We start from the raw sequence: 15,425 nt of genomic DNA on the forward strand, positions 1-15,425 counted from the left end.
GCGATGTTGACCCACAGGCGATCCGGTGCGACTCCAGCGCTTATGCTGAACCGAACCGGACTGATGATCGGCCTTGGAGCCTTGATGTGCGCAGCCCTTTCCGGGTGCATCACGTTGAAGGCACCCGAAAAGCCGATCGAGATCAACCTGAACATCAACATCAAGCAGGAAGTGGTCTATCGTCTCGATGGCGAGGCGAAGAATCTGATCAAACAGGAAGCGGATATTTTCTGATGAAACGCGTGATGACGATTGGATTTGGCTTTGCCCTGGCCGTATCGGCTTTGGCGGGCGCGGCCCATGCGCAGCGCGATCCGGCCTATGAAGCTGCGCGCGCCTCGGGCCAGGTCGGCGAGCAGCTCGATGGCTATCTCGGCGTGGTGGGCGCGCAAAGCGGCGATATCCGCAAATTGGTGAGTGCGCTGAACATCAAGCGCCGGGACGCCTACACCAAAAATGTGCCCCAGGGATCGTCGATCGAGGATTTCGCGTTCATCACGGGCTGCAACCTGATTGCGAAAACGACCGTCGGCGAAAAATATCAGGCACCCGATGGTCAGTGGCAGACCCGTGGCAGCGCCGCGCCGCAACGCCATTCGCGCTGCCCGTAAGCCGATTCGCCTGTCGACCCGGTCCGGCGGGCCGGCGACGCCGCGACGCCGTTGTCCTTTTGACCGCTATTTTCAAAGCGCGTGAGCGGTCGGCGTTGGATTTAAGCGCATCACCCGCGCGATAAATGCCCGGTTTCCCGGTGCTGCGCCACAGCGGTTGACTTGAATGCACTCCCTTCCTAAACGGACCGCGCCTTGGCGGGCTCGCTCGTCGGTTATGCCGCGTCCCGGCTTCAATCTGGAGAATGGACTGGCATGACGGAACGCGAGACCGGACAAGACCCCATCGGCGAAGATGCGCGGCTCCAATCGCTCGAACAGCGGTTGAAACAGGCGCATCAGGACGAAGCGGTCAGGACAGGGGCAGCAAACGCAGGCCAGGATGCGAATACGCGTCTGGGCAATCGGGTGCTGGCCGAACTGATCGGGGGTATGGTCGGCGGCGCGCTGATCGGCTGGGTGATTGATCGCTTTGCCGGCACATCGCCCTGGGCACTGTTGGTGATGCTGTTCCTCGGAATTGTCGTTGCCTTCAGGAACATCATCAGGATTTCGAACCAGCGCCCGGATTAGTTTTCGGGCGCTTTGGTTGCATAATTGGGAATTTTCGCGTGGCGGCTGAAGCAGGTAAAGTCGATCCGATGCACCAGTTCACGATCGAGCCGTTATTCGGCACCGATCACTGGGCGATTGCGGGTCACAATATCGCGTTTACGAATTCCGCCCTTTGGATGGCGATCACGGCCGTGGTGCTGTGGCTGTTCATGCTTGGCGGGATGAAGCGGGCGCTCGTTCCCGGTCGCTGGCAGATGGCGGTCGAGAGCATGACCGGCTTCATTGATGGGATGCTGTCGGCGAATGTCGGCCCCGCGGGCAAGAAATACGTGCCCTATATCTTCTCGATCTTCATGTTCATTCTCTTCGCCAACCTTTTGGGATTGCTGCCTTTGGGGCTGATCGGGGTGCATCCGTTCACCTTCACCAGCCATTTCACGGTCACCGGCGTTCTGGCGATCCTGAGCTTCTCGATCGTGCTGATCGTCGGCTTCTGGCGGCACGGCCTGCATTTCTTTTCGCTTTTCGTGCCGCATGGCACGCCCTGGTGGCTGCTGTGGCTGATCCCGTTCATCGAACTGGTGTCGTTCATGGTCCGCCCGTTCAGCCTCGCGCTGCGGCTGTTCGTGGCGATGATGGCGGGTCACGTCCTGCTTGAAGTGCTGAGCAGCTTCGTGATCAACAGCACCAATGCCGGCGCCGGCTTCGGCCTGGCGATCGGTGTGCCCAGCTTCATCCTGATGATCGCGATCTGCGCGCTCGAAATGCTGGTCGCCGCGATCCAGGCCTATGTGTTCGCCTTGTTGACGTCGCTTTATATCAACGATGCGGAAAATCTTCACTGATCCGGGAAATTCCCTGATTTCAATCCACTAGAATCTGAATTTAAGAAAAGGAGTTATTATTATGGACGCAGAAGCAGCAAAGCTCATCGGTGCGGGTCTGGCAGCAATCGGTGCCGGCATGGCCGCCATCGGCGTGGGTAACGTGTTCGGTTCGTTCCTCGAGAGCGCCCTTCGCAATCCCGCAGCCGCAGACGGCCAGCAGGGTCGTCTGTTCATCGGCTTCGCGGCTGCCGAGCTTCTCGGTCTGCTCGCATTCGTCGTCGCGATGATCCTGATCTTCGTCGCCTGACCTCAAACCGTTCGCCCCGATCCCGTCGAAGCGCTGCTTTGACCGGGGCCGGGGCGTGCGGAGCTAAACGGACCCTGAAATGCCCCAGATTGCCCAGATAGCCGCAACCTATGCGTCGCAGATTTTCTGGCTGCTGCTGATCTTCGGCGCCGTCTTTTTCGTGATCGGCCTGGGCATGGTGCCCAAGGTGCAGAGCACGGTGGACGCCCGTGACAAGCAGATTGCCGGCGATCTCGCCGCTGCCGAGCAAGCCCGCAAGGATGCGGACGCGCGCGAGGAAGCCTATCGGGCCAAGACGGACGCCAACCGCGCGGAAGCGCTGAAGGTCACCCAGGCGGCCAAGGCCAAGGGCATATTCGACTCCGAAACGGCGCTTGCCAAGGCCGATGCCGAGATCGCAGACACCGTGTCTGCGGCCGAAGCGCGGATCAAGGCAGCGTCCGATGCCGCCAGCGCGGGCATCGAAACCATCGCGGCGGAAGCGGCGCAGGCTATGGTTGCCCGGTTGTCCGGTGCCAATATTACCCCGGCCCAGGCGGCCATTGCAGTAAAGGCGGCTCTGGCCAATGGCTAACGCAGCAGCATCCGGCTCGGCCGAAGTGGCAGCCAATCTCGCGCACGCGGATACGTCGGAAGGCCTTGAGGCCCATGGCGGTGTCCATGCACCGGAACTTTCGGCGCTGGGTCTGAACCCGGCGGCATGGGTATCGCTTGCGATGCTCGTGTTCATCCTCATCCTGCTCTGGAAAAAGGTGCCCGCCCTGCTGGGTGGCGCGCTCGACAAGCAGATCGCGACCATCCGCGAGCAGCTCGACGAAGCCAAGACGCTCCGCGCCGAAGCCGAAGCACTGCGCGCGGAATATGAAGCCAAGGTGAAGTCCGCCGAAGCCGAAGCGACCGTGATGCGCGAACATGCCGAAGCCGAAGCGAAGCAGATCCTGGCCGATGCCAAGGATCACGCCAAGGATCTCACCGCGCGCCGTACCAAGATGGCCGAAGACAAGATCGGCGCTGCCGAACGCGCGGCGATCGCCTCGGTCCGCACCAAGGCCGCCGAAGCCGCCGCCGCTGCAGCAGCCTCGCTGATCGCGCAAGGCCATGGCGCCGCACAGGACAAGCCGTTGGTCGATCAGACCATCGCCGGTCTGGGCACGCGCCTGAACTGAGCGCTCGGGCATCATCGGCGGCACGCAAACGGGCAGCCATTGGCTGCCCGTTTTCGTTTGTATCTTGTCCCATCGCGCGATGGGCTTGCGTGCCGATCAGGCGGCGAGTTGATAGAGTTCTTTCTCGCGGGCGATGAGGATGTCGGCAAGCAAGCCATACGCCTCGCCCCAGGCTGACAGAACCTCATCCGTGGCTGCGTCGCCCAGGATATCGCGGATGGCCGGTAATAGCGCGGCTGCAACCATCGGATAATGCTCGGGCTTGACCCCAGTCTGAATATGGCGATGCGCCATGCGCTCTACCGCACCGGAGAGCGCTTCCAGCTTGTCTACATTTTCGGCAAATCCAAGAATCGCCTGGGCTAGGCGCTTGGGTTGCTCGCCGCTTTCCTGAGCAGCCTGATCGAACAAGGCGCGGACGTCGGGATCGACAAATAGGCGCTCATACATGCGTGTTGTGATCTCCAGGCCATGCTTGCGCAGGGCAGGGGCCGTGGCTTTCACGATTGCGATGGTTTCGGGCTTTAAGGTGTCGCTCATGTCGGGCTCCTAAAGATGTAATTGAAATAAATCTATAAGCTGAAGAAAGATGGAAGCGCAATATATCTTTGTTGGCGCATTCGCTTTCCGCTGCTAGTTTTGGACTATGCGATTGACGCTTCACACGGATTACGCGCTTCGCGTCCTCATTTATCTGGCGGCGCATGAGGGCCAGCGCTGCTCCATCCCTGCCATCGCGCAGGGCTACGATATTTCGCGCAACCATCTGATGAAGGTGGTCCATGTTCTGGGCCGGGGCGGTTTTATCAAGACGGTGCGGGGTCGTGGCGGCGGCTTTCAGCTTGCCCGGCCGGCATCCGAGATCAATATCGGCGCCGTCGTGCGCCACACCGAAACCGATCTTCGGATCGCCGATTGCGGCGCGTGCGTGATTGGTGGCTCTTGCGGTCTTACAGGCGTGCTTGGCCAAGCCGTGGCGGGGTTTTTACAGGTGCTGGACGGTTTTAGTCTGGCCGACATCGCTCGCGACACCAAGGGCTTTAGCGAATTGATGTTTCCGCGCACGCGTCCTGATGTTGGGGCACCGGCATAGCCGACGGACGCACGACCATTGTTTCGGGCCGCTGATTATTCGATTTGGTGCCATTAAGGTGCGCGTGCGGTTTGCACGCCGGACTTTGCGCCCCTAAATCCCCTCCATGTCAGCGCCCCAATCTCCCGACCGGTTCAATGAAGACAAGGCGACCTATGCGGTGCGCGGATCGGACAAGCCCGATCTCGATGCGGGGGTGGCGGCGATCCGCAATGTGCTGGCCACGCTGCCGACGCGGCCCGGCGTCTACCGGATGCAGGATGCACGCGGCGATGTGCTTTATGTGGGCAAGGCGCGCGCGCTGAAGCACCGGGTGACCAATTATACCCAGGTCAATCGCCTGCCCAAAAGGCTGCAGCGGATGGTCGCGCAGACGCGATCGATGACGATCGTGACGACCAACAATGAGGCCGAGGCGCTGCTGCTGGAGGCGCAACTCATCAAGCGCTATCGCCCGGCGTACAACGTGCTGCTGCGCGACGACAAGAGCTTCCCCTTCATCCTGCTGCGCGCCGATCATGCCTTTCCGCGCATCCAGAAGCATCGCGGCGCGCGCAAGGCGAAGGGGCATTATTACGGCCCCTTCGCCAGCGCCGGAGAGGTGGGGCGCACGTTGAATGCGCTGCAGAAACTGTTCCTGTTGCGAAGCTGCACGGACAGTTTCTTCAACAATCGCGATCGGCCGTGTTTGCTTTATCAGATCAAGCGCTGCTCGGCCCCGTGCGTCGACCGGATCAGCCGGGAGGATTATGCCGGGCTGGTGTCCGAAGCGAAGGATTTCCTCGGCGGCAAGGCGACCCAGGTGCAGGCGCGGCTGGGCAAGGCGATGGAGCACGCCAGCCTCAATCTCGATTTCGAGCAGGCGGCCGTGCTGCGCGACCGGCTGAAGGCGCTCACCTTCATCCAGGGCAGCCAGGCGGTGAATGCCGAAGGGGTGGGGGATGCCGATATCTTCGCGCTGGCTAACAAATCCGGGACGATGTGCATCCAGGCCTTCTTCATCCGCGGTGGGCAGAATTGGGGACATCGCAGCTTCTTCCCGGCACATACGCAGGACGTGCCCGAGGATGAGGTGCTCGCGAGCTTTCTCATGCAATTTTACGAGGATGTGCCGCCGCCGCGCACGATCCTGATCGATCGAGAATTGCCCGAGGCCGAACTGGTGGCGGAGGCTTTGTGCGAGCGCGCGGGGGGCAAGGTGGCGATCTCCGTCCCGCAGCGCGGCGATCGCGCGCGGCTGATGCGGCAGGCCAGCCGCAACGCGACGGAAGCGCTGGACCGGCATCAGGCTGAAAGCACGACGCAGGCCAAGATCTTCCGTGAAATGGCCGAATTGTTTGAGCTGGAAGGCCCGCCGGACCGGATCGAGGTCTATGACAACAGCCATATCCAGGGCAGCAATGCCGTGGGCGGGATGGTGGTCGCGGGGCCGGAGGGGTTCCGCAAGGGCGCCTATCGCAAATTCAATATCAAGCGGCCCGACACCGCGCCGGGCGATGATTTCGCGATGATGCGCGAGGTGATGGAGCGCCGCTTCGGCCGCGTCCAGCGCGAGGATCCGGATCGCGAGGGGCAGGAATGGCCCGATCTGGTGCTGATCGACGGCGGCAAGGGGCAGGTGAGCGCGGTGAAGGCCGTGCTGGACGAACTGGGGATCGAGGATGTGCCGATCATCGGCATCTCCAAGGGGCCGGATCGCAACGCCGGGCGCGAAACCTTCCATTTTCCCGATGGTCGTGAATTCACGCTGCCCGTCAACGCGCCGGTGATGTTCCATCTCCAGAGACTGCGCGACGAGGTGCATCGCTTCGCGATCGGCGCGCACCGGGCCAAGCGCGCCAAGGCGATCGTGACGAGCACGCTGGACGAGGTGCCCGGCATCGGCCCGGCGCGCAAGAAGGCGCTGCTGATGCACTTCGGCACGGCCAAGGCGGTGAAGAATGCCGCGCTGGAGGATCTGCAAAAGGCACCGGGCGTCTCCACCGCGATGGCGCAGGGGATTTACGATTTCTTTCATGGGGGCGGGTGAGTGGGTGGGGATGGCGGGAGTCTAACTCACCCTCTGCCAAAAACGCGCTTCGCCCTCCGGATCACACGATAGGCCACGGATTTGCCGATATTATGGTCCGGAAAAGCCTTGGGTGCTTTCGGCTCAAGGCCCAGTCCGCGCAGCACATGGTTCATGCCGCGCGCATCGGCCTCCTGATAGCTCCAGCGCGAGCGCCAGGTGATCGAGAAGGAGATGGAGACATCCGGCCCGTTCTTCACCCAATGCGGCGCTTTGACCGGCACATGGAGCGCATCGCCGGGCGTCAGCCGGAAGGCTTCCGCCTTGGTGCTGAAATCGTCGCGCCACGGCAGGTTGCGATGGCCGCCCATGTGGAAGGTTTCGTGATGCTCGCCCGGCACGATGCGCTCGTCATGCGCGGGGCAGACGGTCATCACCTTGTCGCCGCGGATCTGGAGCAGGATATTATGCTCGGGATCGAAGTGGAAGGGGGTCACGGCGTCAGGGGAAGAGATGAAGATGAACCCGGCCTGCGTCAGCATCGGCCCCGTGGCGGGATCGGTCACGGGATGAAGCGCGGCCAGCGTCTCTTTCAGCAGCGCCCGATAGGCGGGATCCTGCTCGACGAATTTGAGCACCATCCACGATCCGTTGCGTTCGATCGAACGGATCGTCTCGGCGATCGACAGCCTATTGGCCGGAATATCCGCAGGATCGATACCGATGGGCAGATCGGCGCGGTTATATTCCACCGTATCGGGTGTCATCCGCTGGGCCAGCGCGACCAGCGCGTCGAGCCTCAGCAGAGGATGGTCCGTCAGATCATGGCGCAGCAGCCCCGGATGCGCGGGATAGAGCGTTGCGAAGTCATCGAGCGATGCGGCGGAGAAAACGGGCTTCATCATGAGCCTATGCGCCGTCGCGCCGGGCCGGCATGACCCGCCGGACGAAGACGAGCGCGTTTTCGGCCATGCGGCAGCCATGGAACAGCAAGCCGCGCCGGACCCCGCCGAGCGGGATCGAGACGCGGACAAGCGCCCGGCGCTCCGCCCACAGGCTGTTGATCATCGGATGATCCTCCACCGCGCAGCTATCCATCCAGGCGATGCCGGGGCGCTCGAGCATGTTCAGATTTTCAAGCTGGATGAGCACGCCCGGCGAAAAGCGGGCATAGGCTTCGTCAAAGGCGATCTTGAACGAGAAACTGCCCGGCGGGCTGAGCAGATTGAGCAGCATCGCGATCGGCTGGCCATTCAGAGAGAGCTTCACGAAATCGAGCTGTCCCGCCGTGGCGGCACCCTTGACGATCGCGTCGAGAAAGGCGCGGGTTGCGGCGGTGCATCCCAGCGCGGATCCCGAGCGCCCTTTCCAGCCGCTCATCTCCAGCGCCAGAAATGCATCGCACCAGCGCGCGGGATCATCGCCGGGACCAAAGCGCGCATGGCTGACCGTGCCCTTTTCGGCGAGGCGGGCGGCGAGGCGGGCGATCTCCTTGCGCTTCTTCTTGCGCACGGTCGCTTCATAATAGGCCGTCGGGCCGAGATCGCTCTGCAGCATCGCACGGGCGACACGGTGCACCACATCCACGCGGCGGCCCGTGGCGCGCAGCCCGGTCATCACCGGTCCGTCCTCCACCAGTCCGTTGATATGCAGAAACCCCGGTGCCCATTCGGCCTGATCGAGCGATTCCAGGATCGCGGTCCAGACATCGGCCTCATGGCCCGCCCGGATCAGCGGCGTGCCCAGAAAATTGTGAAAATGCAGCCAGTTCTGCACATGGCGCACCGGCGCACGGCCATAGTTCCGGGCGATCGTGACAGGCATGAGCCCGATCAGCGCGCGTCCCTGCCATATGGCGAGCATCCGGATCGGACCGTCCCCTGCCAGATGCCGGATGGCGGGCATCATGAACCAGCGCGCGGCAAAGCAATTGGGTTCGGCGGCATGGGCGGCCAGATCATCCCATAAGGGTGCCCAATCCTCCGGAATGTCGCGGATCGCGCGCACTTCGACGGAGGGCGCAGGGCCGAGCGGGCTGGGGGCCGGCGTCGCCCCGGCAAAGGCGCTGGCGGGCGATTGCTTCATGCGCCCGCCCGATCGAGCGCTTGCACGATCTCCGGCCCCCTGATGGCGGCCACGCCCTCGCGTGCGAACAGCGCAAACACACCGTCCCACCACGCCCAGAAGCGCTTCAGATCGGCGGCGTCACGCACATAGGGCGTATGACCGATCTCGACGCTGGGGGTATGGAAGGACAGGCTGAACAAGCGATGCCCCGCGCCCAGCAGGATCCGGATCGCCTCCAGCACATCGGGCAGCGGCATATCCTCGGGCGTCAGCGCGATGCGGTTGAGTAGACCCAGCCGGGCAAGCGGGCCACGCAAGGCGGGGGAAGCGTGCAGACCGGGAAAGCGCCGCAATCCGCCCAGCCATGCAGCGGTCAGCGGCGCTTCCCACAAAGGCCCGGCCACATGCCATGGCCAGATCGGATGATGCGAAAAATCAGCGCCGCCGGCCGCGCGGTAATCGAACAGCGCGCGCACCGAGACGTCGAGCCGATATCCCGCCTCGATCAAAAGATCGGCGGTGTGTTCGCCAATGCCATAGCGGCCAGCGCGATAGATGATCGGGCGCTGGCCTGTCGCCTGTTCGATCCTGTCCGTCAGCGCATGGAGCTTGGCGCGTTGCAGCGGGCGGGGCAGATTGCCGGTGAAGCTGTTGCGATCGCTGATATCCTCGTCGAACGGCGGGTTGACCCAGGGGTGAAGCTGCGTGCCGATGTCGCAGGCGTCGCCATCCGCCATGGCGCGCAGGATGGTGGCGCTGCGGGGGTTATCCACCACGGGATAATCGACCATATAGCAGGGGATCGCCCCGTGATCGTTGAAGCGGCGCGTCGCCTCAGGCAGGCTGGCGATGGCGCTGGTAGCGATATTGGTGCGGGCGAAGGGCGCGTTCCAGTCAAACTCTTCCTCCGCATCGCCGAAGATCACGAAGCGGCGGCCGAAATCGGCGGGCAATGGCGCGCGCTGGTCCGCGCGCGGCGGCATATCCAGCCGCGCAGGGGCGCGGCGCGCGGCAAAGGCTTCGTGCTTCATGCCGCTGCTTCTAGCGGGCAATGGTTACCGCCCGCTTGCCAGCGCGCGCATATCGCATAGGAAGTAGGTCATGCGTATCGAGGCCCAGGCTATCATCTGCGCCGTGCGATCGCATGGCGAACATGGCGCGATCGTGCGCGCCATGACGGAGGCGCACGGTCTGCTCGGCGGCTATGTCCGCGGCGGGCGTTCGCGCACGATGCGCCCCGTGCTGATGCCATCCAACATCGTGATGGGCGATTTCCGGGCGCGGACCGAGGATCAACTGGCCGGGCTGACCGTGGAATTGATCCACAGCCGCGCCCCGCTGATGGCCGAGCCGCTGGCCGCCGCAGCGCTGGATTGGGCCACCGCGCTCACCGCCAGCGCGTTGCCGGAGGGGCAGCCCTATCCGCATATCTATGGCGCGCTGGATGGTGTGCTGGGCGCGATCGAAGCCGCGCCCGCCGCGCGCGGCTGGGCCGTGGCGCTGGCGCGTTATGAGGTGCTGCTGCTGGCGGAACTCGGCTTTGGCCGCGCGCCATCCGTGGTGATGCCCGCGGATCCGGAATGGCGCGATATATTGGGCGCATTGCGTGAGACCGGGCAGGCTTTATCGGCCAATATCTTCGCTGAACGCCGGATTGACGTCATGGCGGCGCGGGAACGTCTGGTAGACCGGCTGAAAAGGGCGGTTGCGTGACGCGGTGAGGGAGGGCATTGGCTTTCGCAACTGACACGCACATCGTTTGCCCGGAGCCTGTCGAAGCGATTTCTTCTCCTTTCCAGCAAGATTGCGAAGAAGAAATGGGCTTAGACCGGCTCAGCCCGAATGGATCTTTGGAGATTTTAGAACGCCATGTTGATTGCCCTGCTGCCCGGAGACGGGATCGGACCCGAAGTGATCGCCGAAACCGTGCGCGTGCTGGATGCGGCGGGATGCGGGCTGGTGTTCGAGACCGCGCCGGTGGGCGGGGCGGCTTATAAGTCCACTGGTCATCCGCTGCCCCCGGCCACGCTGGAACTGGCGCGGCAGGCGGATGCGATCCTGTTCGGCGCGGTGGGCGATCCCGATTGCGATGCGCTGGAGCGGCATCTGCGCCCCGAACAGGCGATCCTCGGTCTGCGCAAGGAATTGTCGCTCTTCTCCAACCTCCGCCCCGCCAAGCTGTTTCCCGAGCTGGCCGATGCTTCCGCGCTGCGCCCCGAAGTCGCGCGCCAGATCGATATGGTCATCGTGCGCGAACTGAATGGCGACGTCTATTTCGGCGAAAAGGGGATGCGCAAGACCAAGGACGGTCTGCGCGAAGGCTATGACATCATGAGCTATAATGAGTCCGAAGTGGCGCGGATCGCGCATTCGGGTTTCAAGACGGCGCAGGCGCGGCGCGGCAAATTGTGTTCCGTCGATAAAGCCAATGTGCTCGAAACCTCGCAATTGTGGCGCGATGTGGTGATCGAAGTGTCATCGGCCTATCCCGATGTGGAATTGAGCCACATGTATGTGGACAATTGCGCGATGCAGCTCGTGCGCAATCCCGGCCAGTTCGACGTGATCGTGACGGGCAATCTCTTTGGCGACATCCTCTCCGATCAGGCCAGCATGTGCGTCGGATCGATCGGGATGCTGCCCTCGGCCTCGCTCGATGCGGCGGGCAAGGGGCTGTATGAGCCGATCCATGGTTCCGCGCCCGATATCGCGGGGCAGGGCAAGGCCAATCCGCTGGCGACGATCCTCTCGGCCGCGATGATGCTGCGCTATTCGCTCGATAGGCCCGAACCGGCGGACCGGATCGAGGCCGCCGTGAGCAAGGCGCTGGCCGGTGGCGCGCGCAGCTTCGATCTGGGCGGCACGATGAGCACGGCCGCGATGGGCGAAGCCGTCATCGCCGCATTGACCTGAACACCCAAGGGAATAGAGAAACACGGCGATGAAGAGAAAGACCGGCCAGGATCGTTCGATCACCAAGCATTGGCGTCCCGCCACCCAGGCGGTGCGCGGCGGCACGGCGCGTTCCGAATATGGCGAGACGAGCGAGGCTTTGTTCCTCACTTCGGGCTATGCCTATGATTGCGCGGGCGATGCCGCGGCGCGCTTTGCGGGCGAACAGCAGGGGATGACCTATAGCCGCCTGCAGAACCCGACCACCGAGATGCTGGAACAGCGCATCGCCCTGATGGAGGGTGCCGAAGCTTGCCGCGCACAGGCTTCGGGCATGGCGGCGATGACCGCGGCGATGCTGTGTCAATTGTCGCAGGGCGATCATGTCGTGGCCGGGCGCGCCGCCTTCGGCTCGTGCCGCTGGTTGACGGATAGTCTGATGCCGCGCTTCGGGATCAGCACCACGATCATCGACGCGCGTGACACACAGGCGTGGCAGGATGCGATCCAGCCCAATACCAAGGTGTTCTTCTTCGAAACCCCCGCCAATCCCACGATGGATATCGTGGATATCAAGGCCGTGTGCGATATCGCGAAGAAGGCCGGGATCACCACGGTGGTGGACAATGCCTTCGCCACGCCCGCGCTGCAGCGGCCGATGGAATTCGGCGCCGATGTCGTTGCTTATTCGGCCACCAAGATGATGGACGGGCAGGGCCGCGTGCTGGCGGGTGCGGTGTGCGGCACCGAGGATTTCATCAACAACATTTTGCTGCCCTTCACGCGCAACACCGGGCCGACGCTCAGCGCGTTCAACGCCTGGGTGGTGCTGAAGGGGCTGGAGACGCTCGATCTGCGGATCAACCGCCAGAGCGAGAATGCACTGAAGGTCGGCGCGTTCCTGGAGAGCCGCGTACCGCGCGTGCTGCATCCGGGGCTTGCCAGCCATCCCCAGCATGAGCTGGCGATGCAGCAGATGAGCGCCTGCGGACCGATCTTCTCGCTCTATCTGGATGGCGGACGCACACAGGCGCACGGCCTGCTCGATGCGCTCAAGCTGGTCGATATTTCCAACAATATCGGGGACAGCCGCTCGCTGATGACTCATCCCGCCTCCACCACGCACGCGGGCTTGAGCGAAGAGACGCGGCTCGCCATGGGCGTGGATGAGGGGATGCTGCGCCTCAATGTCGGGCTTGAGGATCCGCAGGATGTGATCGAGGATTTCGACCAGGCTTTGAAAGCCGTGGGGCTTTGAAGGCGCTTTTCCCTTATGCGGAAACGACGCGCGGCGTGGTCGTGCGGGTGTCGGTCAGCTATCTGCCCGAACAGTCGGAGCCGGATAAGGGGCGCTGGTTCTGGGCCTATCATATCCGGCTGGAGAATGAGGGCGAGATGACCGTGCAATTGCTCACCCGCCATTGGGTGATCACCGACGGACGCGGCGCGCGGCATTCCGTGGAAGGCGAAGGCGTGGTGGGCGAACAGCCCGTGCTCGCGCCGGGCGGCTCCTATGACTATGTCTCCGGCTGTCCGCTCGCCACGCCCACGGGCGCGATGCAGGGCAATTATCATATGGTGGGCGAAGATGGCTCAGCATTCGATGTGAAGATACCGCGCTTTCCTTTGCTCGCCCCGGTGAATGCGGGATGACGTTGTTGTTCCAAACACCGTTTGTCCCGAGCCAAGTCGAGGGACGTTTGTCGCGTCACCAACGTCCCTCGACTTCGCTCGGGACAAACGGCATGGGGTTGCCATTGTGAAACGCACCCATCTCCCCCTGAACGGCCTGCGTGTGCTCGATGCCGCCGCACGCCATCTGAGCTTTACCCGCGCGGCCGACGAACTGGCGGTGACCCCCGCCGCCGTGGGCCAGCAGATCCGCGCGCTGGAGGATACGCTGGGCGTGGTCCTGTTCCGCCGCACCGCCAAGGGGCTTGAACTGACGCCCGAGGGCGAAGGCGGGCTGGGTGCGTTGCGGGCGGGCTTCCTGCAATTCGAGGAATCGGTGCGTGCGATGCAGGCCGGGCAATCCTCCAAATCGCTGACGATCGCAGCGCCGCGGGATTTCACGGCGAAATGGCTGGCCTCGCGCCTCGCCAAATATGGCCGCACCGACGCCGATCTGCGCTTCACCCTGATTGCTTCCGAAGGCGAGATGGATTTCACCGAGGCCAATCTGGATCTCGCGATCCGCCTGGCCGAGGGGCCGGGTGAAAATGAGGGCTTGAAGCTCGCGGACGGGGCCTTCGTGACCATAGCCGCGCCCGAAGGCGCTGCGGACACGCGCATCGCCTGGCCGGGCTGCCCCGCAGACGAAGCCGGGGCGATGCTGCGGGTTTCGGATGCCGGTCTTGCGATCGAGGCCGCGATCAACGGCTTTGGCCGTGCCTGCGTCCCGCAATTGCTCGCCGAGACGGATATCGCCGCAGGCCGCGTGAAGGAAAGCGGGCGTCAGGCGTCGCCTTTGGCCTATTGGCTGATCGCGCCGCTGCCGCAGTGGCGCCAGAAAAAGGTGAAAGCGCTGGTGGAAGCGCTGACGGCCGCGTGAGGCCGCCGCCGCCCGATCTGTCCGATCCCGTCCAGCGTGCCGCATATTCGCGCGAGCTGGCGGGCGTGGCGCGCAAGACGCGGCTGCTGGGCATCGCCATCGCGCTCGCAGGGGCGGGCATGGCCTATTATACCAAGATCCACGACACCAAGCCGAACCGGCTGGCGACGATCCTGATCGTGGCGACCGGCTTCGGTGTGCTGGGCTTCGGGCTGATGCGGCGAAAATTCCATCATGTGATCCGGATGCTGCCGCCGCCGGAATGATCACGCGGCGAGCGTTGCCAGACGCCGGATGGACCGGCTGTAACAGGCCATCGCCTCCCGGTTCCAGCCTATCGCTGCGCAGAGCGCACTGGGGATCACGCCCGCCCAATAGGTTTTCAGCCACACGCGCTGCGCATCGGGCCGCTCGTTGATCCGCGCGATCATGGCCGGAGCCAGCGCGTAATAATCGCGGATCAACGCGTCGCCGCCGGGCAGGCGGGGCAAAGCGGTGTCGCGGAAGCGGCGCAGCGTCTCCAATTCCCAGCAATCGTCGGCCAGTCCGATCGTCTCCACCGCAGCGGTGGTCACGAAACAGCCGCTCCCGCCCGTCGATATGGATTTCTTGACGCATCCCGGCGGCAATGCGCTTTCGACATAGGGCTTGCCCATGATGGCGTTGTGATTGGCATCGCGATATTTCTTTGCGTTCAATCTGGCGGTGTCGAAGCCATAGTCGGCCACCTGAACGCCATTGCTCAGCACCACCACGCGGATCTTTTTCTTGAAGATCGCCGGTGATGATCCGTCATCGAATTTGCGTTCCAGCGACACAAGCTGCGGCGTCGCGCTGGCGAAGGGCACCACATCATTCTGCCAGACCAGTTTCTTGCCCTGATAGATGGCGACGCGGATCGGCATTCGGGCTGTGCGGCCGGGCACGGAGAGCGAGAGATACAATATGTGCGATGCCTGATGGAAGCCGCTCACAGGATCGAGTCCATAATGCTCTTCGATAAAGGCAGCGCGGCCGCCGTAACGGTCAGCCGTGCCGACGGACCGGCCGCCGGTCGCGAATTTGGCGGAGAGCGGCGTGATGGTGGATTTTCCGGTCGGTGCGCGATCAAGCGTATAGCGCCCGCCAATCACGTCATAAACGCCCTGATATGTGCTTGTGACGCCTTTTACGGTGACGGTGCGTTCACAGCCGATGCGATAGCCGATGATATCCGATTGCGCCCAGGCAGAGACGGGAAGGCCAATCAGCGCAAGTCCGGCCAGCATCCGTCGGCGGGTGGCGGTAAAACGAGTCATGCGAAAATTCCCCCAGACAAATGAACGCGGTGCGACCCGTTTTTAAGATG

20 protein-coding genes are annotated in these 15,425 nt (G+C 63.4%); 15 read left to right on the forward strand and 5 right to left on the reverse strand.

What is annotated here, in order from left to right; all coding sequences use genetic code 11:
- Positions 1-42: 42 nt before the first annotated feature.
- From FHS49_RS14960 to FHS49_RS14990, 7 genes are all read left to right on the forward strand, one after another.
- Positions 43-234, forward strand: a complete 192-nt coding sequence (locus tag FHS49_RS14960) for a YnbE family lipoprotein (protein WP_184020065.1) — start codon at positions 43-45, stop codon at positions 232-234.
- Complete coding sequence (locus tag FHS49_RS14965; RefSeq protein ID WP_246350821.1) at positions 234-611, forward strand: YdbL family probable chaperone protein; 378 nt, start codon at positions 234-236, stop codon at positions 609-611. The genes FHS49_RS14960 and FHS49_RS14965 overlap by 1 nt, the downstream gene beginning before the upstream one ends.
- 255 nt (positions 612-866) lie before the next feature.
- On the forward strand, positions 867-1,184 hold the full coding sequence (locus tag FHS49_RS14970) for an AtpZ/AtpI family protein (RefSeq protein WP_184020067.1): 318 nt from the start codon (positions 867-869) through the stop codon (positions 1,182-1,184).
- A 38-nt stretch (positions 1,185-1,222) separates the two neighbouring features.
- On the forward strand, positions 1,223-2,011 hold the full coding sequence (locus tag FHS49_RS14975; RefSeq protein WP_484592889.1) for a F0F1 ATP synthase subunit A: 789 nt from the start codon (positions 1,223-1,225) through the stop codon (positions 2,009-2,011).
- Between the two features lie 61 nt (positions 2,012-2,072).
- A complete protein-coding gene (locus FHS49_RS14980; protein WP_017670380.1) occupies positions 2,073-2,300 on the forward strand; it encodes a F0F1 ATP synthase subunit C in 228 nt (75 codons plus the stop codon).
- A gap of 79 nt (positions 2,301-2,379) precedes the next feature.
- Positions 2,380-2,874: a F0F1 ATP synthase subunit B gene (locus tag FHS49_RS14985; protein WP_184020069.1), complete on the forward strand. Its 495-nt coding sequence runs from the start codon at positions 2,380-2,382 to the stop codon at positions 2,872-2,874.
- On the forward strand, positions 2,867-3,466 hold the full coding sequence (locus FHS49_RS14990) for a F0F1 ATP synthase subunit B family protein (protein ID WP_184020071.1): 600 nt from the start codon (positions 2,867-2,869) through the stop codon (positions 3,464-3,466). The genes FHS49_RS14985 and FHS49_RS14990 overlap by 8 nt, the downstream gene beginning before the upstream one ends.
- 96 nt (positions 3,467-3,562) lie before the next feature.
- Here the strand turns inward: FHS49_RS14990 and FHS49_RS14995 are convergent, their stop codons facing one another.
- A complete protein-coding gene (locus tag FHS49_RS14995; RefSeq protein WP_184020073.1) occupies positions 3,563-4,006 on the reverse strand; it encodes a globin domain-containing protein in 444 nt (147 codons plus the stop codon).
- 106 nt (positions 4,007-4,112) lie between these two features.
- Here FHS49_RS14995 and FHS49_RS15000 point away from each other — a divergent pair, with 106 nt between their 5' ends.
- Both FHS49_RS15000 and uvrC read left to right on the forward strand, forming a co-directional pair.
- Positions 4,113-4,559: an RrF2 family transcriptional regulator gene (locus tag FHS49_RS15000; RefSeq protein WP_184020075.1), complete on the forward strand. Its 447-nt coding sequence runs from the start codon at positions 4,113-4,115 to the stop codon at positions 4,557-4,559.
- A 106-nt stretch (positions 4,560-4,665) separates the two neighbouring features.
- Positions 4,666-6,588 (forward strand): excinuclease ABC subunit UvrC, encoded by a 1,923-nt coding sequence (gene uvrC / locus FHS49_RS15005; protein ID WP_184020077.1) that lies wholly within the window; start codon positions 4,666-4,668, stop codon positions 6,586-6,588.
- Positions 6,589-6,614: 26 nt separating this feature from the next.
- Here the strand turns inward: uvrC and FHS49_RS15010 are convergent, their stop codons facing one another.
- The 3 genes from FHS49_RS15010 to FHS49_RS15020 are packed head-to-tail and all read right to left on the reverse strand — an operon-like array spanning position 6,615 to position 9,665.
- Complete coding sequence (locus tag FHS49_RS15010) at positions 6,615-7,472, reverse strand: cupin-like domain-containing protein (RefSeq protein WP_184020079.1); 858 nt, start codon at positions 7,470-7,472, stop codon at positions 6,615-6,617.
- A gap of 4 nt (positions 7,473-7,476) precedes the next feature.
- Positions 7,477-8,652: a GNAT family N-acetyltransferase gene (locus FHS49_RS15015; protein ID WP_184020081.1), complete on the reverse strand. Its 1,176-nt coding sequence runs from the start codon at positions 8,650-8,652 to the stop codon at positions 7,477-7,479.
- Positions 8,649-9,665: a polysaccharide deacetylase family protein gene (locus FHS49_RS15020; RefSeq protein ID WP_246350824.1), complete on the reverse strand. Its 1,017-nt coding sequence runs from the start codon at positions 9,663-9,665 to the stop codon at positions 8,649-8,651. Before FHS49_RS15020 ends, FHS49_RS15015 begins: the two co-directional genes overlap by 4 nt.
- Before the next feature lie 70 nt (positions 9,666-9,735).
- Between FHS49_RS15020 and recO the strand changes: the two genes are divergently transcribed.
- From recO to FHS49_RS15050, 6 genes are all read left to right on the forward strand, one after another.
- Positions 9,736-10,347: a DNA repair protein RecO gene (gene recO / locus FHS49_RS15025; protein ID WP_184020083.1), complete on the forward strand. Its 612-nt coding sequence runs from the start codon at positions 9,736-9,738 to the stop codon at positions 10,345-10,347.
- Positions 10,348-10,503: 156 nt separating this feature from the next.
- Complete coding sequence (gene leuB, locus FHS49_RS15030) at positions 10,504-11,547, forward strand: 3-isopropylmalate dehydrogenase (protein WP_184020085.1); 1,044 nt, start codon at positions 10,504-10,506, stop codon at positions 11,545-11,547.
- 28 nt (positions 11,548-11,575) lie between these two features.
- Complete coding sequence (locus FHS49_RS15035; RefSeq protein ID WP_184020087.1) at positions 11,576-12,784, forward strand: trans-sulfuration enzyme family protein; 1,209 nt, start codon at positions 11,576-11,578, stop codon at positions 12,782-12,784.
- On the forward strand, positions 12,781-13,179 hold the full coding sequence (gene apaG / locus FHS49_RS15040) for a Co2+/Mg2+ efflux protein ApaG (RefSeq protein WP_184020089.1): 399 nt from the start codon (positions 12,781-12,783) through the stop codon (positions 13,177-13,179). Before FHS49_RS15035 ends, apaG begins: the two co-directional genes overlap by 4 nt.
- A gap of 106 nt (positions 13,180-13,285) precedes the next feature.
- Positions 13,286-14,077, forward strand: coding sequence for a LysR family transcriptional regulator (locus FHS49_RS15045; RefSeq protein ID WP_184020091.1), 792 nt, complete (start codon positions 13,286-13,288; stop codon positions 14,075-14,077).
- The gene (locus FHS49_RS15050; RefSeq protein ID WP_184020093.1) at positions 14,074-14,343 is read left to right on the forward strand and encodes a hypothetical protein; all 270 of its coding nucleotides are present in this window, start codon (positions 14,074-14,076) and stop codon (positions 14,341-14,343) included. Before FHS49_RS15045 ends, FHS49_RS15050 begins: the two co-directional genes overlap by 4 nt.
- Here FHS49_RS15050 and FHS49_RS15055 read toward each other — a convergent pair whose 3' ends face one another.
- Entirely contained in the window at positions 14,344-15,375 is a 1,032-nt protein-coding gene (locus tag FHS49_RS15055) for a CFI-box-CTERM domain-containing protein (protein ID WP_184020095.1), read from the reverse strand.
- Positions 15,376-15,425 lie beyond the last annotated feature (50 nt).

Source organism: Sphingobium boeckii (genome assembly GCF_014199215.1).
GTDB lineage: Bacteria > Pseudomonadota > Alphaproteobacteria > Sphingomonadales > Sphingomonadaceae > Sphingobium_A > Sphingobium_A boeckii.